22 protein-coding genes are annotated in these 25,366 nt (G+C 64.0%); 19 read left to right on the plus strand and 3 right to left on the minus strand.

Annotated elements, in window-relative coordinates; all coding sequences use genetic code 11:
* Positions 1 to 101 precede the first annotated feature (101 nt).
* From AC1Q5S_RS20190 to AC1Q5S_RS20230, 9 genes are all read left to right on the plus strand, one after another.
* Positions 102 to 413: a LapA family protein gene (locus AC1Q5S_RS20190; protein ID WP_303834786.1), complete on the plus strand. Its 312-nt coding sequence runs from the start codon at positions 102 to 104 to the stop codon at positions 411 to 413.
* Positions 403 to 1,560: a lipopolysaccharide assembly protein LapB gene (lapB, locus tag AC1Q5S_RS20195; protein WP_303834785.1), complete on the plus strand. Its 1,158-nt coding sequence runs from the start codon at positions 403 to 405 to the stop codon at positions 1,558 to 1,560. The genes AC1Q5S_RS20190 and lapB overlap by 11 nt, the downstream gene beginning before the upstream one ends.
* 77 nt (positions 1,561 to 1,637) lie before the next feature.
* Positions 1,638 to 1,955 (plus strand): ComEA family DNA-binding protein, encoded by a 318-nt coding sequence (locus AC1Q5S_RS20200; RefSeq protein ID WP_492239316.1) that lies wholly within the window; start codon positions 1,638 to 1,640, stop codon positions 1,953 to 1,955.
* A 139-nt stretch (positions 1,956 to 2,094) separates the two neighbouring features.
* Complete coding sequence (locus AC1Q5S_RS20205) at positions 2,095 to 5,046, plus strand: monovalent cation/H+ antiporter subunit A (protein ID WP_303834782.1); 2,952 nt, start codon at positions 2,095 to 2,097, stop codon at positions 5,044 to 5,046.
* A complete protein-coding gene (locus AC1Q5S_RS20210; RefSeq protein ID WP_303834780.1) occupies positions 5,046 to 5,411 on the plus strand; it encodes a Na+/H+ antiporter subunit C in 366 nt (121 codons plus the stop codon). The genes AC1Q5S_RS20205 and AC1Q5S_RS20210 overlap by 1 nt, the downstream gene beginning before the upstream one ends.
* 27 nt (positions 5,412 to 5,438) lie before the next feature.
* Complete coding sequence (locus AC1Q5S_RS20215) at positions 5,439 to 7,172, plus strand: monovalent cation/H+ antiporter subunit D (RefSeq protein ID WP_492239317.1); 1,734 nt, start codon at positions 5,439 to 5,441, stop codon at positions 7,170 to 7,172.
* Positions 7,169 to 7,657 (plus strand): Na+/H+ antiporter subunit E, encoded by a 489-nt coding sequence (locus AC1Q5S_RS20220; RefSeq protein WP_303834779.1) that lies wholly within the window; start codon positions 7,169 to 7,171, stop codon positions 7,655 to 7,657. Before AC1Q5S_RS20215 ends, AC1Q5S_RS20220 begins: the two co-directional genes overlap by 4 nt.
* Entirely contained in the window at positions 7,654 to 7,935 is a 282-nt protein-coding gene (locus AC1Q5S_RS20225; protein WP_303834778.1) for a K+/H+ antiporter subunit F, read from the plus strand. The genes AC1Q5S_RS20220 and AC1Q5S_RS20225 overlap by 4 nt, the downstream gene beginning before the upstream one ends.
* A complete protein-coding gene (locus AC1Q5S_RS20230; protein ID WP_492239318.1) occupies positions 7,932 to 8,303 on the plus strand; it encodes a monovalent cation/H(+) antiporter subunit G in 372 nt (123 codons plus the stop codon). The genes AC1Q5S_RS20225 and AC1Q5S_RS20230 overlap by 4 nt, the downstream gene beginning before the upstream one ends.
* A 97-nt stretch (positions 8,304 to 8,400) precedes the next feature.
* Here AC1Q5S_RS20230 and AC1Q5S_RS20235 read toward each other — a convergent pair whose 3' ends face one another.
* Positions 8,401 to 12,042, minus strand: a complete 3,642-nt coding sequence (locus AC1Q5S_RS20235; RefSeq protein WP_303834774.1) for a hydantoinase B/oxoprolinase family protein — start codon at positions 12,040 to 12,042, stop codon at positions 8,401 to 8,403.
* A gap of 92 nt (positions 12,043 to 12,134) precedes the next feature.
* Complete coding sequence (locus AC1Q5S_RS20240) at positions 12,135 to 12,665, minus strand: winged helix DNA-binding protein (RefSeq protein WP_303834773.1); 531 nt, start codon at positions 12,663 to 12,665, stop codon at positions 12,135 to 12,137.
* Positions 12,666 to 12,932: 267 nt separating this feature from the next.
* Here AC1Q5S_RS20240 and AC1Q5S_RS20245 point away from each other — a divergent pair, with 267 nt between their 5' ends.
* From AC1Q5S_RS20245 to AC1Q5S_RS20265, 5 genes are all read left to right on the plus strand, one after another.
* Complete coding sequence (locus tag AC1Q5S_RS20245; RefSeq protein ID WP_303834770.1) at positions 12,933 to 14,792, plus strand: ABC transporter ATP-binding protein; 1,860 nt, start codon at positions 12,933 to 12,935, stop codon at positions 14,790 to 14,792.
* A gap of 107 nt (positions 14,793 to 14,899) precedes the next feature.
* Complete coding sequence (locus tag AC1Q5S_RS20250; RefSeq protein WP_303834769.1) at positions 14,900 to 16,414, plus strand: ABC transporter substrate-binding protein; 1,515 nt, start codon at positions 14,900 to 14,902, stop codon at positions 16,412 to 16,414.
* 44 nt (positions 16,415 to 16,458) lie between these two features.
* Complete coding sequence (locus AC1Q5S_RS20255; protein ID WP_226449795.1) at positions 16,459 to 17,382, plus strand: ABC transporter permease; 924 nt, start codon at positions 16,459 to 16,461, stop codon at positions 17,380 to 17,382.
* Between the two features lie 13 nt (positions 17,383 to 17,395).
* Entirely contained in the window at positions 17,396 to 18,274 is an 879-nt protein-coding gene (locus tag AC1Q5S_RS20260; protein WP_303834767.1) for an ABC transporter permease, read from the plus strand.
* Positions 18,274 to 20,052, plus strand: coding sequence for a M14 family metallopeptidase (locus AC1Q5S_RS20265; RefSeq protein WP_492239319.1), 1,779 nt, complete (start codon positions 18,274 to 18,276; stop codon positions 20,050 to 20,052). Before AC1Q5S_RS20260 ends, AC1Q5S_RS20265 begins: the two co-directional genes overlap by 1 nt.
* A gap of 247 nt (positions 20,053 to 20,299) precedes the next feature.
* Here AC1Q5S_RS20265 and AC1Q5S_RS20270 read toward each other — a convergent pair whose 3' ends face one another.
* A complete protein-coding gene (locus tag AC1Q5S_RS20270) occupies positions 20,300 to 20,830 on the minus strand; it encodes a winged helix DNA-binding protein (RefSeq protein ID WP_303834764.1) in 531 nt (176 codons plus the stop codon).
* A 194-nt stretch (positions 20,831 to 21,024) separates the two neighbouring features.
* Between AC1Q5S_RS20270 and AC1Q5S_RS20275 the strand changes: the two genes are divergently transcribed.
* The 5 genes from AC1Q5S_RS20275 (at position 21,025) to AC1Q5S_RS20295 (ending at position 25,339) form a co-directional block, all read left to right on the plus strand.
* Positions 21,025 to 22,008, plus strand: a complete 984-nt coding sequence (locus AC1Q5S_RS20275; RefSeq protein WP_303834762.1) for a TRAP transporter substrate-binding protein — start codon at positions 21,025 to 21,027, stop codon at positions 22,006 to 22,008.
* A gap of 17 nt (positions 22,009 to 22,025) precedes the next feature.
* Positions 22,026 to 22,535 carry a TRAP transporter small permease gene (locus tag AC1Q5S_RS20280; protein ID WP_422205771.1) on the plus strand — a complete coding sequence of 170 codons (510 nt, stop codon included), beginning with the start codon at positions 22,026 to 22,028 and terminating at the stop codon, positions 22,533 to 22,535.
* Positions 22,536 to 22,552: 17 nt separating this feature from the next.
* The gene (locus AC1Q5S_RS20285; RefSeq protein ID WP_492239320.1) at positions 22,553 to 23,857 is read left to right on the plus strand and encodes a TRAP transporter large permease; all 1,305 of its coding nucleotides are present in this window, start codon (positions 22,553 to 22,555) and stop codon (positions 23,855 to 23,857) included.
* Positions 23,858 to 23,894: 37 nt separating this feature from the next.
* Complete coding sequence (gene crcB / locus AC1Q5S_RS20290) at positions 23,895 to 24,281, plus strand: fluoride efflux transporter CrcB (protein ID WP_303834756.1); 387 nt, start codon at positions 23,895 to 23,897, stop codon at positions 24,279 to 24,281.
* Positions 24,282 to 24,475: 194 nt separating this feature from the next.
* A complete protein-coding gene (locus AC1Q5S_RS20295; protein ID WP_303834754.1) occupies positions 24,476 to 25,339 on the plus strand; it encodes an LOG family protein in 864 nt (287 codons plus the stop codon).
* Positions 25,340 to 25,366 lie beyond the last annotated feature (27 nt).

Genomic DNA, 25,366 nt, shown 5'->3' on the forward strand with positions numbered 1-25,366 from the left:
CGGGTGCAATCTTTACCGTCTTGACTTCAGTGAGTGAGGGCTTGGCTTATTCGGGGCGTCCATATAAGGCTCTTAGAATCCCCCCACCACTGGGGATCTCCATGAAATACCTCCTGTGGCTGCTCAAGGCAGCCATTTTTTTTACGCTGTTTGCGTTCGCACTCAACAACCAGCAAGACGCCACCGTGCATTTTTTCTTTGGCACGCAATGGCGTGCGCCCCTGGTGCTGGTGGTGCTGACCGCGTTTGCAGCGGGACTGGTGGTGGGCGTCCTGGGCATGGTGCCCCGCTGGTGGAAGCACCGCCGGGCCGCGCGCCGCGCCCATGTGCCGGCTCCAGCCTCGCCGGCACCAGCAGCTGCCACGCCCACCCCGTCATCGTCCGCCGAAATACTGCCCCCCCATGGAATTTGATATCAGCTGGATCCTGCTGGGCTTGCCCCTGGCGTTCGTGCTCGGCTGGCTGGCTTCGCGCTTTGACCTGCGCCAGCTGCGCGCTGAAAACCGGCGCGCCCCCAAGGCCTACTTCAAGGGGCTGAACTTTCTGCTCAACGAGCAGCAGGACCAGGCCATTGACGCCTTCATCGAGGCGGTACAGAACGACCCCGACACCTCCGAACTGCACTTTGCCCTGGGCAACCTGTTTCGCCGTCGGGGTGAATACGACCGTGCGGTGCGGGTGCACGAGCACCTGCTGTCGCGCGGTGACCTCTCGCGCTCCGACCGGGAGCGCGCCCAGTATGCCCTGGCGCTCGATTTCCTGAAGGCCGGCCTGCTCGACCGTGCCGAAGCGGCCCTGAACCAGCTGGAGGGCACACCGTTCGAGGGCCAGGCCCGCCTGGCCTTGCTGGCCATCTACGAACGTTCACGCGACTGGCCCCACGCCGCAGGCATTGCCCACAAGATGCACGACGCCCGCCAGGGCGACTTCAGCACCCGCCAGGCGCATTACCTGTGCGAGCAGGCACAAACCTGCATTGCACGCGATGACAGCGCCGGTGCCTTGGCCTTGCTGAACCAGGCCGTGGACACTGCGCCAGAAGCCGCACGCGCCCGCATCGACCTCGCCCGGCTGCAACAACGCATGGGGGACAGTGGTGCGGCCCTGGGCACATTGCAGGCGCTGGGCCGGCATTCCCCCGCCGCGGTGCCTCTGGCCACGCCCCTGATGGTGGAGACAGCCATCGCTGCAGGCAAGGTGCCTGAAATGCAGGCCTTGCTGCAAGCGCATTACACCCAGGCGCCATCGCTGGATGTTCTGGAAGGCCTCGTGGCCTTGCAGGCCCTGGATGCCACCGCTGCGGACACGGCACGGCAGTGGTATGTGCGGCATCTGGACAAAGAGCAATCGCTGGTGGCGGCCGCGAAGTGGCTGGCAGGAGAAAAGCTGGAGCACGAAGCATTCCATCCGCAGGTGCAGCGGGCGCTCGACCATGCCGTCAAGCCCCTCACCCGCTACCGCTGCGCTGCCTGCGGTTTCGAGGCCCGCCAGCATTTCTGGCAATGCCCCGGCTGCCAGACCTGGGACAGCTACCCCGCACGCCGGGTGGAAGAACTCTGAGCCAGCCGCGCCGGTGTGCCCCGCTATGATGGCGGGGCGGCTTCATCGCGCCGCCTCATGCCACAGAGGAGTCATCCATGCTGAAGAAACTAATGGTGATCATTGCCATGCTGTACGCCGCTGCGTCATTTGCAGCGGTCGATGTGAACCAAGCCACAGCCGCTGAACTGGACGGCATCAAGGGCATCGGCCCCGGCCTCTCCGGAAAGATCATCGAAGAACGCAAACACGGTGCTTTCAAGGACTGGAACGATTTCATCCAGCGTGTGCGCGGAGTGGGCGAGGTCACTGCCGGCAAGTTCTCCACTGAAGGCCTGCGGGTGAACGGCCGGACTTTCAAGGCATCCCCCCCAGCCCCTGCAGCAGCAGGTGTTGCCAGTGCTCCCAAAAAATAAGCACACCACACAAGTAAAACCCCGCAGCAGCGGGTTTTCTTTTGGAACGGGTACAGCAGAGGGCACAGGAAGCGCTATGCCCGGGTCCGAATGGTCTTTGCCAGGACGGCAGCGAACCGCCCCGTAAAATCGTTGGCGCATGCCCCTGGTCACCCTCGTTCTTCTTCCCTTCATCGGCAGCTTCCTTGCGGCGGTATTGCCCGCGAATGCCCGCAATACCGAGTCCACCGTCGCGGGGCTGATTGCACTGTTCTGCACGGTGCAGGCCGCGTTCTACTTTCCCCTGATCGCAGACGGCGGCGTGCTGCGCCAGGAGATCGAATGGCTGCCCGCGCTGGGCCTGAACCTGGTCATTCGCATGGATGGCTTTGCCTGGATGTTCTGCATGCTGGTGCTGGGTATCGGCACGCTGGTGGTGCTGTATGCGCGCTACTACATGTCGCCCGCCGATCCGGTGCCGCGCTTCTTCTCGTTTTTTCTGGCCTTCATGGGGGCGATGACCGGCGTGGTGCTGGCGGGCAACATCGTCCAGCTGGCGTTCTTCTGGGAGCTGACCAGCCTGTTTTCGTTCCTGCTGATCGGCTACTGGCACCACCGGCGCGATGCGCGGCGCGGGGCGCGCATGGCGCTCACCGTGACCGGCACGGGCGGCCTGTGCATGCTCGGTGGCATGCTGGTCATCGGCCACATCGTGGGCAGCTACGACCTCGACCATGTGCTCGCCGCTGGCGAGCAGGTGCGCAACCACCCGCTGTACCTCACGGCCCTCGTGCTGGTGCTGCTGGGGGCCTTCACCAAAAGCGCGCAGTTTCCGTTCCACTTCTGGCTACCCAACGCCATGGCCGCGCCCACGCCCGTGTCGGCCTATCTGCACTCGGCCACCATGGTCAAGGCCGGCGTTTTTCTGCTGGCCCGCATGTGGCCCGTGATGGGCGGCACCGAGCCCTGGTTCTGGCTGGTGGGCGGCGCTGGCCTGGCCACCCTGCTGGTGGGCGGCTATGCCGCGATGTTCCAGAACGACCTCAAGGGCCTGCTCGCCTATTCGACCATTTCGCACCTGGGCCTCATCACCCTGCTGCTGGGCCTGAACAGCCCGCTGGCCGCCGTGGCCGCCATCTTTCACACCATGAACCACGCCACCTTCAAGGCGTCGCTGTTCATGGCCGCCGGCATCGTGGACCATGAGAGCGGCACGCGCGACATCCGGCGCCTGTCGGGCCTGCGTTCGATGATGCCGGTCACCGCCACGCTGGCCATGGTGGCCAGCGCCGCGATGGCGGGTGTGCCACTGCTCAATGGCTTCCTGTCCAAGGAGATGTTCTTCGCCGAAACGGTGTTCCTGGACACGACGCCGGCGCTTGGCTTCGTCCTGCCCATTGCCGCCACCGTGGCGGGCATGTTCAGCGTGGCCTATTCGCTGCGCTTCACCGTGGATGTTTTCTTTGGCCCGCCGGCCACCGATCTGCCCCACCAGCCGCACGAGCCGCCGCACTGGATGCGCGTTCCGGTCGAGTTGCTGGTGCTGGCGTGCCTCGTGGTGGGCATGCTGCCCGCATGGGCGGTAGGCCGTTTTCTGGATGCGGCGGCCCGGCCGGTGGTGGGCGGCGAGCTGCCCGCCTTCAGCCTGGCGGTGTGGCATGGCTTGAACACACCCTTCCTCATGAGCCTGCTGGCACTCGGGGGTGGGATCGCGCTGTACCTGGCGCTGCGGGCGCTGCGCGCAGCCGACCGGATCGATGCCCCGCCCTTCATGCACCATCTCCAGGGACGGCGCCTGTTTGACGGGGCACTGGCCCTCACCACACAGATGGGTCGAAGCGGCCGGCGCATTTTATCCACCCAGCGCCTGCAGTGGCAGATGCTGTGGCTGGTCTGCGCGGCGCTGGCCGCCGGCGCCATGCCGCTGTGGGGCCAGGGCTTGCAGCTGGGCCAGCGCAGCATGCTGCCGCTGTCGCCCGCGTTCGCGCTGCTCTGGGCCGTGGGCATGGTCTGCGCTTTGGCGGCCGCCTGGCAGGCCAAATACCACCGCCTGGCAGCGCTGACCCTGGCGGGTGGGGCGGGCCTTTGCACCTGCATCACCTTCCTGTGGTTCTCGGCACCCGACCTGGCACTGACGCAGATCGTGGTCGAGATCGTGACCACGGTGCTGATCCTGCTGGGCCTGCGCTGGCTGCCCAAACGCGACGAGACCCTGCGCGTCGCCACCTTTGCCGAGCAGGCGATCACCCGGTGGCGCCGCCTGCGCGACATGGCACTGGCACTGGCCGCCGGCGGTGGCATGGCCTGGCTGGCCTTTGCCATGATAAGTCGGCCGTTTCCCGACAGCACTTCCACCTTCTTCCTGGAAAATGCCCTGACCCAGGGCGGTGGCACCAACGTGGTCAACGTGATGCTGGTGGATTTCCGCGGCTTCGACACCTTCGGAGAAATCGTGGTGCTAGGGGTGGTGGCCCTGACCGTGTATGCCCTGCTGCGGCGCTTTCGCCCCGCGCGCGAAACCATGGACCTGCCCGAACAGCAGCGCAACATGCCGGCCGACCTGCAGACCGACCTGCTCAACCCGCGCCACGCCACCGACACTGCCGTGGGCTACCTGATGGTGCCCGCCGTGCTGGTGCGCCTCTTGCTGCCCTTTGCCACCGTGGTGGCGTTCTACCTGTTCATGCGCGGGCACAACGAGCCCGGCGGCGGATTCGTGGCGGGGCTGGTTTTCTCGGTCGCCCTGCTGCTGCAATACATCGTCTCGGGCACGCACTGGGTGGAGGCCCATCTGCCGCTGTTCCCCCGGCGCTGGATCGGCACCGGCCTGCTGTTCGCCCTGGGCACGGGGCTCGGGGCGATCGTGGTGGGTTATCCGTTTCTCACCAGCCACACCGTCCACCTGAACCTGCCACTGCTGGGCGACATCCATGTGGCCAGCGCCATGTTCTTTGACATGGGCGTGTTCACGCTCGTGGTGGGATCCACCCTGCTGATCCTCACGGCCATTGCCCACCAGTCGGTGCGTGGCCACCGCTACCACGCGCGCCTGGCCGAAGAAGCAGCGCAGCAGGAGGCCGCCCAGGAAACCCCACAGGAGACCACCCGCTGATGGAAATCGTTCTGGTCATCGCCATCGGCGTGCTCACGGGCTCGGGCGTCTGGCTGCTGCTGCGCCCGCGCACCTTCCAGGTCATCATGGGGCTGTCGCTGCTGTCCTATGCCGTCAACCTGTTCATTTTCAGCATGGGCCGCCTGGGCCTGGCGATCGACAAGGAGCCCGTGCTGCGCGCTGGCGTGCCGCAGGACCTGGCCCACTACGCCGACCCCATGCCGCAGGCGCTGGTGCTCACCGCCATCGTCATCGGCTTTGCCATGACGGCCCTGTTCCTGGTGGTGCTGCTGGCATCGCGCGGCATGTCGGGCACCGACCATGTGGACGGCAGCAGCGCGCGCGACCTGCAGGAGATGCCATGAGCACCGCGCCGCGCACCGGGGCATCCAATGACTGAAAGCCTGATGGCACTGATGGAGCAGGCGACCTCGGCATTGATGCCGCACCTGATACTCGCGCCCATCGCCCTGCCCCTGCTCACGGCCGCGCTCATGCTGCTGCTGCCCGAGGAGCGGCAGCGCCTGAAACTCGTTCTCAACATGCTGTCCACCGCGTTCGGACTGCTGGTGGCGCTGGCCCTGCTGCTGTGGTCGAACCAGCCCGGAGCCACCAGCAGCATGGGCGTGTACCTGGCGGCCAACTGGCAGGCACCGTTTGGCATCGTCCTGGCCCTGGACCGCCTCTCGGCCATGATGCTGGTGCTGACCAGCCTGGTCGCGCTGGCCGCCATCGTGTTTGCGGGGGCCCGCTGGCACCGCGCAGGGGTGCATTTTCATCCGTTGTTCCAGTTCCAGCTCATGGGACTGGCGGGCGCCTTTCTCACGGCCGACCTGTTCAACCTGTTCGTGTTCTTCGAGATCATGCTGGCCGCGTCCTACGGTCTGCTGCTGCACGGCTCGGGCCGCCCGCGCGTGCAGACGGGGCTGCACTACATCGCCATCAACCTGGCTGCGTCCTCGCTGTTCCTGGTGGGCGTGTCGATGCTGTATGGCATCACCGGCACCCTGAACATGGCCGACCTGGCGCAGACCATTCCGCTGGTGGCCGCCGCCGACCGCGGCCTGCTGCACGCGGCGGCGGCCATCCTGGCCACGGCCTTTCTCATCAAGGCGGCGGTGTGGCCGCTCAACTTCTGGCTGGTGCCGGCCTATAGCGCTGCCACGGCCCCCGTGGGCGCCCTGTTTGCGCTGATGACCAAGGTGGGCATCTACACCATCCTGCGGCTGTGGACCTTGCTGTTCAGCAGCGAGGCCGGTGCCTCGGCGCTGTTCGGCAGCCTGTGGCTGATCGTCGGCGGCATGCTGACCATGGCCTTTGGCGCGGTGGGCATGCTGGGCTCGCAACGCCTGTCGCACCTGGCCGGATTTGCCGCCATCCTGTCGTCCGGCACCCTGCTGGCGGCGGCAGGCTTTGGCCAGAACCTGCTCACTGCCGGGCTCCTGTATTACCTGCCCAGTTCCACGCTGGCCGTCGCCGCCCTGTTCCTCACCGCCGACCTCATCGACCGCTGGCGCAACGACGGCGCCAGCTACGCGCCTTTCGAGCAGGCCGACAACGCGCCCTTTCTCAACGCCGAGCTCGTGCCCACCGAAGGCCTGAACCTCGACGAGGACGAAGAAGTGCTGATCGGCCGCGTGATCCCTGCGGCCGCCGCCCTGCTGGGCCTGGCGTTTCTGGTCTGCACACTGGTCATTGCCGGCCTGCCGCCGCTGTCGGGGTTTGTCGGCAAGGTCGCCATGCTCAGCGCCCTGCTCAACCCACTGGGCCTGGGCTCTTCGGCCGGCACCCAGCCAGGCGGGCCGGGGTGGGTGCTGTTTGCCCTGATGATCGCCACCGGCCTGCTGGCGCTGATTGCCCTCACGCGGGCCGGCATCCGCCATTTCTGGGCCACCCATGACCGCGTTGCTCCGCAGCTGCGTGTGCTCGAGGGCCTGCCCATCGCCGTCCTGCTGGCGCTGTGCATTGCCCTGACCTTGCTGGCCGGCCCCGTGATGCGTTTCACCCAGGCCACGGCCGACGCCCTGCATACGCCTGGCACCTACATCCGCGCCGTGATGCAGGCACAGCCCCTCCCCGGCCCCACCACGCCGGGCAATGCCGCTGCATCCAGGGAGACCCCATGAAACGCCTGCTGCCCGCCCCCCTGCTGTCGACCGCGCTGTTCGTGCTGTGGCTGCTGCTCAACCAGTCGCTCAGCCCCGGCCACCTGCTGCTGGCACTGCTGGTGGCGTGGCTGATACCCCTGCTCACGCGCGGACTGCGGCCACTGCCGGTGCGCATTCGCCACCCCGGCACGGTGCTGCGGCTGGGCCTGACGGTGGTGGCCGACACGGTCGCCTCCAACCTGTCCGTGGCGCGGCTGCTGCTTTCTCCCGGGCGACCACGCCATGGTGCCGACTTCGTGCTCATTCCCCTGGAATTGCGCGACCCCAATGCGCTGGCCGTGCTGGCCATGATTGTCTGCATCACGCCCGGCACCGCCTGGGCCGAGCTCTCGCTGGACCGCTCCATGCTCATGCTGCATGCCCTGGAGGTGGACGACCCGCAGACCCTGATCGACCACGTCAAGCAATGCTACGAGCGGCCATTGATGGAGATTTTTGAATGACCCACCCAGTTCTTTCGTGGGCCCTGCCCATTGCCCTGTGCATGCTGGTGCTGGCCATGGTGTTCGCCCTGGTGCGGCTGCTCAAGGGCCCGTCGGCGCAAGACCGCGTGCTGGCGCTCGACTGCATGTACCTCAACGGCATGCTGCTGGCGCTGGTGCTGGGCGTTCTCTATGGCAGCAGCACCTATTTCGAGGGGGCGTTGCTGATCGCGCTGTTCAGCTTCGTGGGCACGACGGCCATGGCCAAATTTCTGCTGCGCGGCGAGGTGATCGAATGACCGAGGCCGCACTGCCGCTGTGGGCAGAAATCATCATCGCGGTGCTCGTGCTGGCGGGCGCCGCGATTGCGCTGCTGGGCTCCTGGGGCTTGCTGCGCCTCAAGACCTATTTCGAGCGCGTGCATGCGCCGTCCATCATTGCCACCATGGGCTGCTGGTTCATCATGCACGGCACCATCGTGTATTTTTCGCTGCAGGGGCAAGGCCTGGCGCTGCACTCCCTGCTGATCGCGCTGTTCGTGGCCATCACGGTGCCCGTGACCAACATCTTCCTCATGCGCGCCGCCTTGTTCCGCGCGCGGCGCGCGGGCAGCGATGTACCCCCCAGCCTGAGCCGCAGCACGGGTTCGCAGGAACGCGATTCGTGACGGGGCGGCATCACCCGCCGCCGGACCAATTACGCCTCAATTAATAGCCGCCAGCGCTTTACCCACAAGCGCCAGCGGTACATTTGACTTCCCCCCCTCACGCAACACCAAACCCGCCGCCGCCGGGGGTGTGGATCTCGAACACATCGCCCGGCTGCATCTCGGCCTGGCCGATGTGGTCGAGCAGCTCGACCCGGCCGCTGGCACGCACCACCTTGTTGACGCCAGGCGCGCCGGCCTTGCCACCTGCCATGCCAAACGCCCCCTGGTGGCGGCCGTTCGACAGGATGCTGGCCATCATCGGTTCCAGGAAACGAATGCGCCGCACCCCGCCCTGGCCCCCGGCCCAGCGGCCGCCGCCGCCTGAATTGGCACGGATGGCATAGCTGTCCAGCCGTACCGGAAAGCGGAATTCAAGGATTTCCGGATCGGTCAGGCGCGAATTGGTCATGTGGGTCTGCACCACGCTCGTGCCACCAAAGCCGCCCACCAGGGCACCCGCACCATCGAACACGCCGCCTGCACCACTGCCGCCGGAGATGGTCTCGTAGTACTGGTAGCGCGCGTTGCCGAAGGTGAAGTTGTTCATGGTGCACTGGCTGGCCGCCATCACGCCCAGCGCCCCCAGCAAGGCATTGGTGATGCAGGTGGAAGTCTCCACGTTGCCCGCCACCACCGAGGCCGGCGGGTGGGGGTTGAGCATGCTGCCGGGCGGAATGATGACGTTGAGCGGCTTCAGGCAGCCCGCGTTCAGCGGGATGTCGTCGTCCACCAGCGTGCGAAACACATACAGCACCGCCGCCATGCACACCGCCGTGGGCGCGTTGAAGTTATTGGACTGCTGCGGACTGGTGCCGGTGAAGTCGATGGTGGCGCTGCGGCTGGTGGTGTCCACCTTCACGGCCACGCAGATCTGCGCGCCGTTGTCGAGCGGCAGGGTAAAGCTGCCATCCTTCAGGCGCGTGATGACACGGCGCACGGACTCCTCGGCGTTGTCCTGCACATGGCGCATGTAGGCCTGCACGACATCGAGGCCAAACTCGCCCACCATGCGGCGCAGCTCCTGCTGGCCTTTTGCGTTGGCCGCAATCTGCGCACGCAAATCGGCCATGTTCTGCTGCGGGTTGCGGCTCGGGTACTCACCGCTTTGCAGCAGCGCAACCATCTCCGCCTCGCGCAGAACGCCGCGCTCCACCAGCTTCACGTTGTTGATCTGCACGCCCTCTTGCTCGATGCGCGTGGAAAACGGCGGCATGGAGCCCGGCGTGGTGCCGCCCACATCGGCATGGTGGCCCCGGCTGCCCACATAGAACGTAGGCTCGGCCTCGTCGGCAAGGTAGACCGGTGTGATCACCGTGATGTCCGGCAAATGCGTGCCGCCGTGGTACGGGTCGTTGAGCACGAACACATCGCCGGGCTGCATCTTGCCCGCGTTCTTGCGGATCACCGTCTGGATGCTTTCGCCCATCGATCCGAGGTGCACCGGCATGTGCGGCGCGTTGGCAATCAAGTGGCCCGCCGCGTCGAACAGCGCGCAGCTGAAATCGAGGCGCTCCTTGATGTTGACCGAGTAGGCCGTGTTCTGCAGCTGCAGCCCCATCTGCTCGGCGATGTTCATGAACAGGTTGTTGAATACTTCGAGCAGCACCGGGTCCACCGTGGTGCCCACGGCGTGCCGCGCGACATGGGCCACGCGGCGCGTGAGCAGCAGGTGATCGAGCTCGGTCAGCTCGGCCTTCCAGCCGGGCTCCACGATCGTGGTGGCGTTCTTCTCGGCAATGATGGCCGGGCCGGGGACCGCGTCGCCGGGGCGCAAATCCTCGCGCACCACCAGCGCGGCGTCGTGCCAGGCGGCGACACCGTCCACGCCGCCGGTGTACATGCGCACGGTGCTGCGGCGCGGCACTTCGCGCGCGGGCTGCAGCGCGTGGCGCGGCTCCACGGGCGCATCGCCAGGCACCACGGCTTCGACCGACACGGCCTCCACCACCAGGCCCTTGCCCTGCATCAAAAAGGCAAAGCGCTGCCGGTAGGCGTTCTCGAACGCGGCGGTGATCTCGGCCATGGAGCCAAACGGCACGATGAGCGCGGAATCGCTGCCCTCGTAGCGCACATGCACGCGCCGGTGCACCACGGCCACGCCGCTGCCGGCCTGCTGGCGCGTGAGCTCGGTGCGTGCGGCGGTCGCCAGCTGCTCCAGCGTGGTTGCGATGCCTGCCAAAGCTTCGGACGCCAGCTTGGCCTCCACCGCCTGCTCGCGGATCACGCTCTGGTCGGCCAGGCCCATGCCGTAGGCGCTGAGCACACCGGCCAGCGGGTGCACCAACACGCGCGCCATGCCCAACGCGTCGGCCACCAGGCAGGCATGCTGGCCGCCCGCGCCGCCAAAGCACTGCAGCGTGTAGCGCGTCACGTCGTAGCCGCGTGCCACGCTGATCTTCTTGATGGCATTGGCCATCTGCTGCACGGCGATCTGGATAAAGCCGTGGGCCACATCCTCGGCACTACGGCCTGTCTGCTGCGCCAGCGTGCCAAACTTCTGCGCCACGGCATCGCCATCCAGCGCCTCGTTGGCTGAGTGGCCAAAAACTTTCGGAAAATGTGCGGGCTGGATCTTTCCCACCATCACGTTCGCATCGGTCACGGACAGCGGGCCGCCCCGGCGGTAGCTGGCGGGTCCGGGGTTGGCGCCCGCGCTCTCGGGACCGACGCGGAACCGTGCCCCGTCAAAACCGAGGATGGAGCCACCACCGGCCGCCACCGTGTGGATGCCCATCATGGGCGCGCGCATGCGCACACCGGCCACCTGGGTCTCGAACTCGCGCTCGAACGCGCCCGCGTAGTGGCTTACATCGGTGCTGGTGCCGCCCATGTCAAAGCCGATGACCTTGTCGTGGCCCGCCAAGCCTGCGGTGCGTGCCATGCCGACGATGCCACCCGCGGGGCCCGACAGGATCGCGTCCTTGCCCTGAAAACGATGCGCATCCGTCAGCCCCCCCGACGACTGCATGAAAAACAGCGGCACGCCCGGCATTTCACCCGCCACCTGGTCCACATAGCGGCGCAGGATGGGCGACAGGTAGGCATCGACCACGGTGGTGTCGCCCCGGCTCACGAACTTCATCATGGGGCTGGTGGCATGCGATGTGCTGATCTGCGTGAAACCCGCCTGTTCGGCCAGGCGGGCGGCTGCCTGCTCGTGGGCGGTGTAGCGCCAGCCGTGCATGAACACGATGGCCACGCTGCGCAGGCCCGCGTCGTAGGCGGCCCACAGGCGCTCTTTCAGATGCGCCTCGTCCAGCGGTTCGATCACCTCACCGTGTGCGCCCACACGCTCCTGCGCCTCGATCACGCGGCTGTACAGCAGTTCGGGCAGCACGATGCGGCGGTCAAACAGGCGCGGGCGGTTCTGGTAGGCGATGCGCAGTGCGTCCTTGAAACCCCTGGTGGTGATGAGCAGCGTGGGCTCGCCCTTGCGCTCCAGCAGTGCGTTGGTGGCCACCGTGGTGCCCATCTTCACGCACTCCACCAGGGCAGGCGTCATCGGTTCACCGGGCTTCAGGCCCAACAGGTGACGGATTCCGGCCACGGCCGCGTCCTTGTACTGCGCGGGGTTCTCGGACAGCAGCTTGTGCGTGACCAGGCTGCCATCGGGGCGCTTGCCCACCACGTCGGTGAAGGTGCCACCCCGGTCAATCCAGAACTGCCAGCGGGACAAAGGGGATGGTTGATTAGACATATAATTGCTATTTAATTTATAGCTATAATCGCTTTATGGATAAGCGCTAGATTCATTTTTATTCAAAATTTCAAAAACAGGGGCGGCAGCGGTCACAACGAAGCCACAGAGCGCGCAGCCTGGTCATACATGCCCGAGAGCACACGCAGCAAACGGGCCAGCTCACCGATGTCGCAGTTCAGCGCATCGTCGGCATTCAGCGCATTGATCAGGCAACTTTCACGAATCACGCGGTAGCGCTGCACGTAGGCACAGCCCGAGTCGGTGGCGGCATAGGTGACATCCTTGCCATTCTTTTGCGAAGCCACCACACCGAGGGTCTGCAGCTTCTTGAGCGAGTAGTTCACCAAGTGCGTGTCTTCCACATTCATGATGCGGCAGATGTCCGCCAGGCGCTTGTCGCGTGTGCGATGAGACACATGGTGCAGCACCACCACGTCAAGCGGCGTCAGGTCCTTGAGCCCCGCAGCGGCCATGCAGTGCACCACCCAGCGGTGAAACGCATTGCCCGCGACGATGAGGCCAAACTCAAATTCGCTCATCTCTGCGCTCTGGGCTGAAACAAGGTGCGCCGACGAAACGCTGGAAAGCGCTTCGGTGGCGGGCTTGGCGGAGATGTTCATGGCGAGGGTTCCGAACGGACACAAAGCTGGCACGGGATGTGCGGGATATTACGATGTTTCTTTGGTGCTAATTTGTCGATAATTTGTCGACATTGTGGTAAACACTTAGATGAACAGAGCACTCCGTCCAGTACATTGATCGCCCTGCGTTGACCTCACCGCATCGAGCACTACTTGTGAGCAACAGCTTATATACAGCGGCGACTCCCATCGCCTTGCGGCTCGTCTCCACGCACATGAATTGATGCTTCTCTCCTTCCATCCACGATGACAATCAGTCCCGAATCGGCGACAACGCCGCTGCTTTCCGTGCGGTCTCTTTCCGTGGAATTTAACGTGCCCGGCGGTCGCTTCAAGGCGGTGGACGGGGTCAGTTTTGATGTCCACGCAGGCCGCACACTCGCCATCGTGGGAGAGTCGGGCTCGGGTAAATCAGTGACCTCGCAGGCCATCATGCGGCTCACCGACTATTCGGGTGGTCACATCACCAATGGACAGGTGCTGTTCCAGTCGCCCAGCAGCGGCGCATTGGACCTCACGGGCGCAGACGACGACACATTGCGCCGCATCCGTGGCAATGAGATCGCCATGATTTTCCAGGAGCCGATGACCTCGCTGAACCCCGTGTTCACCATCGGCAACCAGATCGCAGAGGCGCTTATCCTGCACCAAGGCATGAGCCCTGCGCAGGCACGGGTCCAAACCCTGGCCCTCCTGCAGAAGGTGCGCCTGCCAGACGCCGAGCGTCTGGCGGATAGCTATCCGCATTCGCTGTCGGGCGGCATGCGCCAGCGCGTGATGATTGCCATGGCCTTGTCGTGCCAACCGTCGCTGCTGATTGCCGACGAGCCCACCACGGCCCTTGACGTCACGATTCAAGCGCAGATTTTGAACATCATCCGTGAACTGCAGCGCGACCTGAACACCGCCGTCATGTTCATTACGCACGACATGGGTGTCGTAGCACAGATGGCCGACGACGTGGTGGTGATGCGGCGAGGCCGCCAGGTCGAACAAGGCCCCGTGGAACAGATCTTTCATAGGCCGCAGCACCCCTACACGCGCGCCCTGCTTTCGGCTGTTCCCAAGCTGGGCAGCATGCAAGGCCAGGCCCTGCCCAAGCGCACGCCGCTGATCGTGCTGGATGGCGATACCCCGCACGAAGTGGGCACCACACAAGTTCAAGACACTGTTGATGCGTCCGCCACCTTGCTCAGCGTTGACAAGCTGACGACCCGTTTTGACGTAGGCCACTCGTTGCTGGGCCGCGTGACCCACCGTGTGCACGCAGTCGAGCAAGTGAGCCTGGAAATCCACCCCGGTGAAACCTTGGCGCTGGTGGGCGAGTCCGGCAGCGGAAAATCGACGATTGGCAAAACCTTGCAACAGCTCGTGCCCTCCAGCAGTGGCACGGTGCGGTTCAACGGCCAAGACGTTCACAGCCTGGATGCAGCAGGCCGCCAGCGCATCAAGCAAGAGATCCAGTACATCTTCCAGGACCCCTTTGCGGCGCTTGACCCGCGCAAGACCATCGGCTTCAGCATTGCCGAACCCATACACACCCACCGCCTGCTGACCGGCAAAGAGGCTGTGCAAAAACGCCTCGCCGAGTTGCTTGAAAACGTAGGCCTGAGCACAGAACACCTTCAGCGGTACCCGCACGAGTTGTCTGGCGGCCAGCGCCAGCGCGTGTGTATTGCCCGCGCCCTGGCCTGCAACCCCCAACTCATCATTGCCGATGAGTCGGTATCAGCGCTTGACGTATCGATTCAGGCGCAAATCATTGATCTGTTGATGGCGCTACAAGCCCGACTCAAGCTGTCTTACCTGTTCATCACACACGACATGGCTGTCGTCGAAAAAATCAGCCACCGGGTCGCCGTGATGTACCTGGGGCAGATCGTTGAAATCGGTAGTCGCCAGGATATTTTTGAAAATCCGCAACACCCCTACACCAAGAAGCTGCTGGCCGCCGTGCCGATCGCAGAGCCTGGGCGCACCATTGATGCGCGCCTGGTTGAAGGCGAGATCCCCAGCCCTGTACGCAAGGTTGGCAACGAGCCGACGATTCTGCGTTTTCGCGAGGTGGCCCCGGGCCATCGCGTTGCCGTTGCCTCCACGGACTGAAGCATTCCTTTAGGTAGTCAGTCAGTTAGTCAGTTAGCTAGTCAATCAGCAAGCAAACAAGTAAGCCGCTCCACGCTCGTCCAACACTCATTTCCAGGATGCACACCATGAAACTGAAAACCCTCGTTGCCGCTACTAGCATTGCTCTGGCCAGCGTTCTGACAACAGGCGCACATGCTGCCGGCACGCTGAACGTCGCCATCCACCAGGATCCGGGCAACTGGGACCCGATCGCGACCTTCCTGGTGTCTTGGGGTGCTGTGGGCAGCCAGGTATTTGATGGCCTGATCATGCGAACCCCCGATATGAAACTGGTGCCGGGCTTGGCCACCAAGTGGGATTTTCTGGACAACAACACCAAGCTGCGCTTCACGCTGCGTGAAGGGGTGAAGTTCCATAACGGCGAGCCATTCAACGCAGATGCCGTCAAATTCACGTTCGACCGCTTGCTGGGCGACGAGGGCAAGAAGGGCCCACAACAATCGAACTACAACGCGATCGAAAAAGTCGTGGTGGTCAACGCCAACACCGTGGACTTCATACTGAAGAATCCCGACCCCGTGTTGCTGACCAAACTGGCTGGCTATGGCGCCATGATCGTTCCGCCCAAGTACATCACTGAAAAAGGCAGCACCTACTTTGGCGCGAACCCTGTCGGCACCGGTCCCTTCAAGTTCGTCGACTACAAGCCCAAGGTCAGTCTCTCTTTTGAGCGCAATGCAAGCTATTGGGGTGGCGCGCCCAAGTTGGACAACCTGGTATACCGCTTCATCACGGAGCCCGCCACACAGGCCGCCGAGTTGCAGGCGGGCCGTATCGACGTGGCCAATCAGATCCCCCTGGCGATGATCGACACGCTGAAAAAAGACAGCAAGCTGGCCGTGCAGAGCATGGATGGCCCTGTTGCCTTGGCCATGCGCTACAACACGCAACGCGGCATCATGAAAAACAAGGAAGTGCGCAAGGCACTGACCATGGCGGTGGACCGCGATGCCATCATCAAGTCGATCCTGCTGGGCAATGCCAAGCCCATCGCCAGCTTCCAGGGAACTTTGTCTTTCGGCAATGACCCGGCCCTCAAGCCGCTGCCGTTCAATCCAACCCAGGCCAAGGCCATGCTGGCCAAGGCAGGCGTCAAGCCCGGCACCCAGATCCAAATCGACTTCCGCGGTTCGGACAGCAACTTCCGTGAAGTGGCGCAGGCCGTGGCCAGCTATCTGCAAGGCGTGGGGATCGTCGCTTCGCTCAAGCCCTACGACACCAACGTGCTGCTCAACGACATCATTCCGGCCGGCAAGACGGGCGAGATGTGGCAAAACCAATGGGGAGGCTGGACCTTCGACTACGACAACACCGCGTATTCGATGTACTACACCAAGCAACGCTGGAACCCGTTTGACGATGACGCCAAGCTCAATGCTTTGCTGCATACCCAGCGCAACACCTGGGATCAGGCTGCACGCAAGACCACGCTCCAGCAAATTGCCCGCTACGTCGCCGATGAAGCGCTGGAAATGCCGCTGTACAGCCTGAACACCATCTACGGCCTGAACAAGCGTGCCAAGAACCTCGCGTTGCCAGCCGACGGCCGCTTCCGCTTTGTCGACGCTTCGGTCGACTGATCGCAACTTCGCCCTTTCTCCCTCCAACCTGACACGCCAGCCCCATGAGTGGATTTTTGATTAAGCGACTGCTGCAGGCGATTTTCGTCGTACTGGTGGTCACCCTGTTTGTGGCCTATGCAGTGCGACTGTCGGGGGATCCCGCATTGATGCTGGCCCAAGGTGCCGGTAGCGTGACCGAAGAAGATCTACGAAACATCCGCGAGGGGCTGGGGCTGGAGCGCCCTTTTGCGGTGCAGTATTTCGAATTTCTTCGGGGTGCGGTGGTGGGTGATCTGGGCAAAAGCTTCATGGGCGGCACGCCCGTGTCGCGCCTGATCGCCGACGCCTTGCCCGCCACGCTGGCACTGGCGCTGGTGTCACTGTTCTTGTCCGTGCTCGTTTCGGTGCCGCTGGGCATACAGGCGGCGGTGCACAAAGGCAAGGGCACGGACCAATGCATCCGCATCCTTTCGCTTGTCGGCTTGTCGTTCCCCAACTTCTGGCTGGCCATCATGCTGGTGCTGCTGCTCTCCATCACCTTCCCGCTGCTGCCGCCGTCGGGCTGGGATGGCCCCATTAGCCTGGTGATGCCGGCCCTGACCATGGCCATCATCCTGTCAGCTACCAATGTGCGTTTGGTACGCACGGCCATGCTGGAAACCTTGTCCGCGCAATACATCATGGTGGCCCGCGCCAAGGGGCTCAAAGACCGCGTTGTTTTGTACAAACATGCGCTGCGCAACTGCGCCATCCCCCTGATCACGTACATCGGACTGCAGTTTGGCAATCTGGTCGGCGGCCTGGTGGTTGTCGAACGCGTTTTCAACTGGCCCGGTTTAGGCACCTTGGCTTTTGAAGCCATTGCCAGCCGCGACTACCCGGTGCTGCAAGGCACAGTGACCGTGTTGTCGGTATTGATCGTTGCCGTCAATCTGTTGGTCGATATTGCCTATGGCCTGGTCGACCCCCGCATTCGCACCAAGTAACCATCGCAACACCATGCAATCCAGCGCTTCTACAACTGCCCCGGTGGCAGCACCGGCTCAAACCTCGCGCGCAATGCACTGGCGCTCGCTCGAATTCGTGCTGGGCGTCGTGCTCACGGGATCGATGCTGCTGCTTGTGCTGTGCTCCGTCTGGATTTTTCCAGACGGCGGTGCGGCCATGGATCTGAGCGCTCGCCTGACCGCGCCTTTCACCACCTGGGCCCACCCGCTAGGCACCGATGCCCTCGGCCGCGACGTATTGGCGCGCGTATTGGTCGGCGGTCGTATCTCCCTCCTGGTGGGCTTTGCTTCGGTGGCGGGTGCCTCGGTGCTCGGAATTGTGATCGGGCTGGTCGCAGGCTACTACCGCGGCTTCTGGGACATGCTGCTGATGCGCTGCGTGGACATCCAGCTGGCCCTGCCCTTCATCCTGATCGCGTTGACTTTCATTTCCATCCTGGGCGGAGGCCTGTTCAACATCATCGTGTTTATGGTGATCTCCCAGTGGGTGCAGTTTGCGCGCCTGGTGCGCGGCATGGTGCTGCAGGTGAGGGAGCGTGAATTCATCCAGGCGGCGCGGGCCTTTGGCGTGCGGGATCTGGCCATGGTCCGCCACCATATCTTGCCCAACGTCATCGGCCCCGTCATCATTTTGATGACACTGAACGTGGCCAACAACATCCTGCTGGAATCCAGCTTGACCTTTCTGGGATTGGGCGTCGATCCGCTGATCCCCAGTTGGGGCGGCATGCTGGCCGACGGCCGCACCTACATGCAAACCGCTTGGTGGATCAGCGTCTTCCCGGGCATGGCCATTATGTTGACCGTACTGGGCTTGAATCTGCTGGGTGACTGGCTGCGTGACCGCATCGACCCTAACGGAAAGCAGTGATGCAAAGCGGCACCGGCCTCCTCTTGGACCAGAGCTTCCCCCGCACCCTGGATGCATGGGTCGAAGAGTTTTCCAACCCGGCCTGGCGTGGCGCCAGCGTGCAGGCCTGGCTGTTTGAAGGCGTGGCCGCTCGCCGCGCGGCCGAACGCCAACTGGCCGCAGCGGGCGTGCACGCGCACCTGCACAGCGCCTATAAACCGTTGGTGTTTTATTTCATCGAAGACATCGACGCCAGTTTGCTGGCTGAAGTAACCGTCCACTATCCGGTGCACCCGCAAGCGTCGCCCCAGCGTTTTCTACAAGAAGCCTATCCCTTGGCGGCACTGCTGGCGCATTGCAAACTCAACTTCCTGCCAGGTACGGAGGATCTGCACTACCGCATCGAAGGCACATATCGCGACGGCACACGGCACCTGGCTCGCGTCTGGGCGCCCAACCGCATGCATACGGATTTGCAAGGCATCAAACTGCTGTCACCCACGGGATGGGTGCAGGCCACGCCCGGGTCCGCCGCACAGCCCATGCTGAATATCGCCCGGGACACCGACTACGAACAGCTGTTTGCCACGGTAATGAGCACGGTGGCCAACCACCCATGGCGCGCCGAGGAGCCCTACTTCGAGCGCCTTGATATCCGCATCGACATGCCTGTTATCGAGCAGCGGCTGCCCGTCGGTCACGAGACCATCAGCAGCCTTGAGGGGCTGCACGAGGACATCTACTTTTCGCTGCTGGAGGTTTTCCAGCGGCGCTCGGGCCGCCCTGCGGGCGATCGCAGCCTCCAACCCGGACAAATCGTGCCCGACCTGCGTGCCAGCTTGCAGACGCCACGACTGCGCATCACCCAAAGAGCCTTTGACACGACAGCCCAAGACCTGTGCGCAGCGGCGCTGCCGACAACGGATGAACCGCTGGACGCGTTGGGCACGGCTCCATCGCCCGAACGCATCGCCGCCGAAATGCAGCAGATAGCCGGAGAGCGCTTCGGCGCTACCAGCCGCCAGGGCCGTGCGGTCCAAGCCCTGTACCGCCATGGCACCGACGCGCCGGTATTCATCAGTGGTGGTCAGCACGCCAACGAAAGCTCTGGTATCGTCGGCGCCTTGCGCGCGGCACGAACACTGGACAACCATCCTGGTGCCCACTTTGCGCTGATGGCCCTGGAAAACCCCGACGGATACGCCCTGCACCGCGAGCTGCGCAGCCAAAATGCGGAACACATGCACCATGCGGCGCGCTATTCAGCCTTGGGCGACGACATCGAATACCGCAAGGGGGCGCCTCTGTATGAGCGCGCAGCCCGCCAGCAAGCCCTCGCCCGCTCGGGCGCTCAACTCCATCTGAACCTGCACGGCTACCCGGCCCACGAATGGACGCGCCCGCAGTCGGGCTATGTGCCACGCGGTTTTGAGCTATGGACCATACCCAAGGGCTTTTTTCTGATCCTGAGATACCACCCAGGCTGGCAAAGCGAAGCCATGGCATTGCTGCACGCAGTGTGCGCCGCACTGAACCAAGTGCCGGGCCTTACCGCCTTCAACGCACGGCAAATGGCGCTGTATGAGCGCCACACGGGCAAGCTTCAATTTGAAGTGCTGCACGGCATGGCCTACACCGCGACCGAAACGGCCAACCCCGACTCGGCGCCGGTCACCCTGATCACAGAGTACCCCGACGAAACCATTGAAGGCGATGACTTCCGCCAAGCGCACACGGTGCAAATGCACACCGTGCTGGCGGCCACTGCGGCCTGGCAAAAGTTAGCCCGCCGAAGCTGATAGCTATCAACGACGTCATCGGCGACCACACGGCAAGCTGGTGACCTGTTTCGTGCACCATGGCTGCACGGTTTCTCTGGGGAGACAGAGCGCGGGGATTGGTGGACATCCGCTTGATTCGTGTGCGCGTTATTGAACGTGCGTGGCATCCGAAAGACCGGTCAAGCCAAACGCATCCTTAACGCTCCCTGCCGCCGATCAACTGGCTTCCCTACCCTGTCCTTGAATCTGGCCCGCCATTCAGCGCCTACAACGAAGCCGCAGAGCGCGCTGCCTGGTCATACATGCCTGACAGCACACGCAGCAGCCGCGCCAGTTCGCCAATATCGCGGTTGAGTGCATCGTCGGCCTTGAGCGCATCCATCAGGCAAGACTCGCGAATCTCTCGGTACCGTTCTACATAGATGCGCCCCATGTCGGTGGCCGCGTAGGTGACCTCCTTGCCATTCTTTTGCGAAGCCACCACGCCCAAGGTCTGCAGCTTCTTGAGCGAATAGTTGACAAGGTGGGTGTCCTCCATGTTCATGATGAAGCAAATATCGGCCAACCGTTTGTCGCGCGCCCGGTGTGTGACGTGGTGCAACACCAGCACATCCAGCGGCGCCAGGTCTTTCAGCCCGGAGGCGGCCATGCAGTGCATTACCCAGCGGTGAAACGCATTGCCCGCGACGATGAGGCCAAACTCGAACTCGCTCATCTCTGCGCTCTGCGCAGACACGAGGTGAGCAGACGACACGATGGCGACAGATTCGCCGGACCCCTTGGATACAGATTTCATGGGCTGGAGCCTCCACGGAACGATCACTTGACACGGGTTGTGCATGTATTCATTGTAGAAAAGTCGATGATGATTTGTTGGCAATTTGCCAGCGTTTAGGCAAAACACCTAGCGGATTTTGGCGCGCTTCCGATAAAGTCATTTCCCTCACCCTGCCAGATACAGTTAGACACATCAACCTGCGGAGCTATTTCATGAAGCGTCGAATCTTCCCCGTCACCGCACTCGGCCTGACACTGGCGGCCGGCCTGTCTGTCACATCGGCTTTTGCCCAGACCAAGTGGGACCTGGCCGCCGCCTACCCCGCCACCAACTTCCACACGGAAAACATGGTGCAGCTGGCCAGCGACGTGGACAAGGCCACGGGCGGCAAGCTCAAGATCACGGTGCACGCCAACGCCGCGCTGTTCAAGGCCCCCGAAATCAAGCGTGCCGTGCAAGGTGGCCAGGCGCAGATGGGTGAGATCCTGCTGGCCAACTTCCAGAACGAATGGCAGCTTTTTGGCGTGGACGGCCTGCCCTTCCTGGCCGACAGCTACGACGCCTCCAAAAAGCTCTACGCTGCCCAAAAACCCTTCCTGGAAAAGAAGCTGGCGGAACAGGGAATGATGCTGCTGTACGCCGTGGCCTGGCCACCCCAGGGCATCTACACCAAGAAGCCGCTGGCCTCCGCCGCCGACCTCAAGGGCATCAAGTGGCGCGCCTACAGCCCCGCCACCGCGCGCATCGCCGAACTGGTGGGCGCCCAGCCCGTGACGGTGCAGGCGGCCGAGTTCTCGCAGGCCCTGGCCACGGGCGTGGTCGAATCGACCATGACCTCGGGTGCCACGGGCGTGGACAGCAAACTCTACGAGCACCTCAAGTATTACTACGACACCCAGGCCTGGTTGCCCAAGAACGCCGTGCTGGTGAACAAGAAGGCGTTTGAGGCGCTGGACAAACCCAGCCAGGACGCCCTGCTCAAGGCCGGCGCCGACGCCGAAGCACGTGGCTGGACCCACAGCACCAAGGTCAACACCGACACCGTGGCCAAGCTCAAGGCCAATGGCATGAGCGTCGAGGCCCCCTCTGCTGCGCTGAAGGCCGACATGGCCAAGGTGGGCGACACCATGCTCAAGGAATGGCTGGACAAGGCAGGCCCCGAAGGCAAGGCGCTGATCGACGCCTACCGCAAGTAAGCCCAGGTGCCCCACCCATGCGCCGCCTGCTGGACTTTCTGTACGACAGCGCCGCCGCCCTGGCGGCGCTTTTCATGGTCGGCCTGCTGGGGATGGTGCTGCTGTCTATCGCCAGCCGGCAGTTCCACTTCCATGTGCCGGGCACCGATGCCTATGCGGGCTACCTGATGGCCGCAGCCGGTTTTCTGGCGCTGGCCCACACCTTGAAGCGCGGCGAACACATCCGCGTCACGCTGCTGCTCAACTTTCTGAGGGGCGGCGCCAAAAAGGCGTTCGAGATCTGGGCCCTGGCCATTGCCACATTGCTGGCGCTGCTGTTTGCAACCTACAGCTGCAAGCTGGCCTGGCAGTCGCACGGGTTCCACGACATCTCCACCAGCAGCGACGCGACGCCGCTGTGGATTCCACAAATCGCCATGGCCGTTGGCACGGTGATTCTGGCGATCGCATGCCTGGACGAACTGGTGCTGGAAATGATGGGCAAGCGTGTGGATGCCCCATCCGGCGAAGCATTGCGCAATGAATAAACCCGGCACGACCTACCATGAGTGATCTCGCCATCACCGGCCTGCTTCTACTGTCGCTGTTCCTGATCCTGGGCAGCGGGGTATGGATCGGGCTCACCCTCTCCGGCGTCGCCTGGATCGCCATGCAACTGTTCTCTGCGCGCCCCGCAGGCGATGCCATGGCGGTCACCATCTGGGGCAGCGCCTCCAGCTGGACCCTCACCGCCCTGCCGCTGTTCATCTGGATGGGCGAAATCCTGTTCCGCACCCGGCTGTCGCAGGACATGTTCAAGGGCCTGGCCCCCTGGGTGCAGGCGCTGCCGGGCCGCCTGCTGCACACCAACGTGGTGGGTTGCACCATCTTTGCCGCCGTGTCGGGGTCGAGCGCCGCCACCTGCGCCACCATCGGCAAGATGACGCTGCCCGAGCTGACGCGCCGGGGCTACCCCGAGCACATGGTGGTGGGCACGCTGGCGGGAGCCAGCACCCTGGGCCTCCTGATCCCTCCGTCGATCATCATGATCGTTTACGGCGTGTCGGCCGAGGTGTCGATCTCGCAGCTGTTCATTGCGGGCGTGCTGCCGGGCATCCTGCTGGCGGCCCTGTTCTCGGGCTACATCATGGTCTGGGCGCTGCGCCACCCCGAGCAGGTGCCGGCCGCCGATGTGCGCATGGGCTTCATGCAAAAGCTGTCCGAATCGCGCAGCCTGATCCCCGTGGTGCTGCTGATTGCGGCCGTGCTGGGCTCCATCTACACCGGCTTTGCCACCGCCACCGAGGCGGCTGCCGTGGGCGTGGTGGGCTCGCTGGTGCTGTCGGCCGTGCAGGGCTCGATGACCTGGGGCACGTTCAAGGATTCGCTGATGGGCGCGACGCGCCTGTACTGCATGATCGCGCTGATCCTCGCAGGGGCCGCGTTCCTCACGCTGGCCATGGGCTACATCGGCCTGCCGCGCCACCTGGCCGAGTGGATTGCATCGCTGGATCTGAACCAGGCCCAGCTCATCGTGGCGCTGGCCATGTTCTACATCGTCCTCGGATGTTTCCTGGACGGCATCTCGATGGTGGTGCTGACCATGGGCGTGCTCATGCCCACGGTGCAGGCCGCAGGCATCGACCCCATCTGGTTCGGCATCTTCATCGTGCTGGTGGTGGAGATGGCGCAGATCACGCCGCCCGTGGGCTTCAACCTCTTCGTGCTGCAGGGCATGACGGGCCGCCAGCTGCCCTGGATCGCCAAAGTGACACTGCCCATGTTTTTGCTCATGTGCGGCGCGGTGGCGCTGATCTACGCCTTCCCTGGCATCGTGACCTGGCTGCCGCAGCAGATGGCGGCGCGCTGAGCGCCGGGCGCAGCCACCGGATGTGGACAATGGCGCCATGCTGAATGTTCTGTCCATTTGTATCGGCGCCAGCCTGGGTGCGCTGGCCCGCTGGCGCCTGGGCCTGTGGCTCAGCGGCCCCGGTGCGCTGCTGCCTTGGGGCACGCTGGTGGCCAATCTGGTGGGCGGCTACCTCATCGGTGTGTGCGTTGCGGCCTTCCAGGCGCTGCCCCACATCGACCCGGTGTGGCGGCTGGCGCTGGTCACGGGGTTTCTGGGGGCGCTGACCACGTTTTCCAGCTTCTCGGCCGAGGTGGTGACCCTGCTGCTACAGCAGCGCTACCTGATGGCTTCGGGCACCACCGTGCTGCACCTGGGGGGCTCGCTGCTCATGACCATGCTCGGGCTGCAGACCGTGGCACTGGCGCTGTCCACCCGCCCGTAGCGGAATGTCCGGCCGGTGCAGCGCAACGCTGGCAGCGCCTTGAATTGCTATTATCTTCATAGCTTGCAGCACATGACAGTAAAGTGCAACAGCCCTTTTTAACCTAAAATCCCACCAAGTCCAGCGCACCCATATCCGGGCCATGCCACCACCCCTCTCACCGTACGGCAAGGACCGCGACTACCGCCATCCCCATGGAAGCCAACACCCCACTCAACGAACGCCGTCTGGCCGATGCCTGGGCCGAACTGCACGCCCACGCCAACAACGACAACCCCCTGCACGCCGATGCCTACCGGCTCGCTTTTGCCGACCCCGAGTTTTTGTTCCGCCGCGAAACACGCGGCATCCGCTTTCAGCTCGAAATGCTCAAGCCCGACCTGGGCCAGGCCGAGCAAGGCATCGAGAGCACCGTGGTGGTGTATGGCAGCGCCCGCTTTGTGGCGCCCGACGAGGCTGCAGCCCAGCTGGGCGCAGCCGAGGCCAGTGGCGATGCAGCACAGCTGCAGCGCGCCCACCAGGCCGTGCGCAATGCCCGCTACTACGACCTCGCCCGCCAGTTTGCCGGCCTGGTGGCCGAGTACAGCGAGCGCCAGCGCCCGGCCGACCGCATCTACATCTGCACGGGCGGCGGCCCCGGCATCATGGAAGCCGCCAACCGGGGCGCCCACGAGACGGGCGCGCTGAACGTGGGCCTGAACATCAGCCTGCCGCACGAGCAAAGCGGTAACCGCTTCATCTCACCCTCGCTGAGCTTCAAGTTCCACTACTTCGCCCTGCGCAAGATGCACTTCATGATGCGCGCCAAGGCCCTGGTGGCGTTCCCCGGCGGGTTTGGCACGCTCGATGAACTGTTCGAAGTGCTGACCCTGGTGCAGACCGGCAAGGCCAAGCCGGTGCCCATCGTGCTGTTTGGCACCGACTACTGGAAGCGCCTGATCAACTTTGACGTGATGGTCGAAGAAGGCACCATCTCGGCCAAGGACCTGCAGCTGTTCCACTACACCGACGACCCGCAGGAAGCCTGGGGTCTGATCAAGGTGTTCTACAACCTCTGACCACGCCCCCAGCCCTGGCGTGCGGGG

The sequence above is a fragment of the Acidovorax sp. GW835-FHT14B10 genome, from assembly GCF_058793725.1.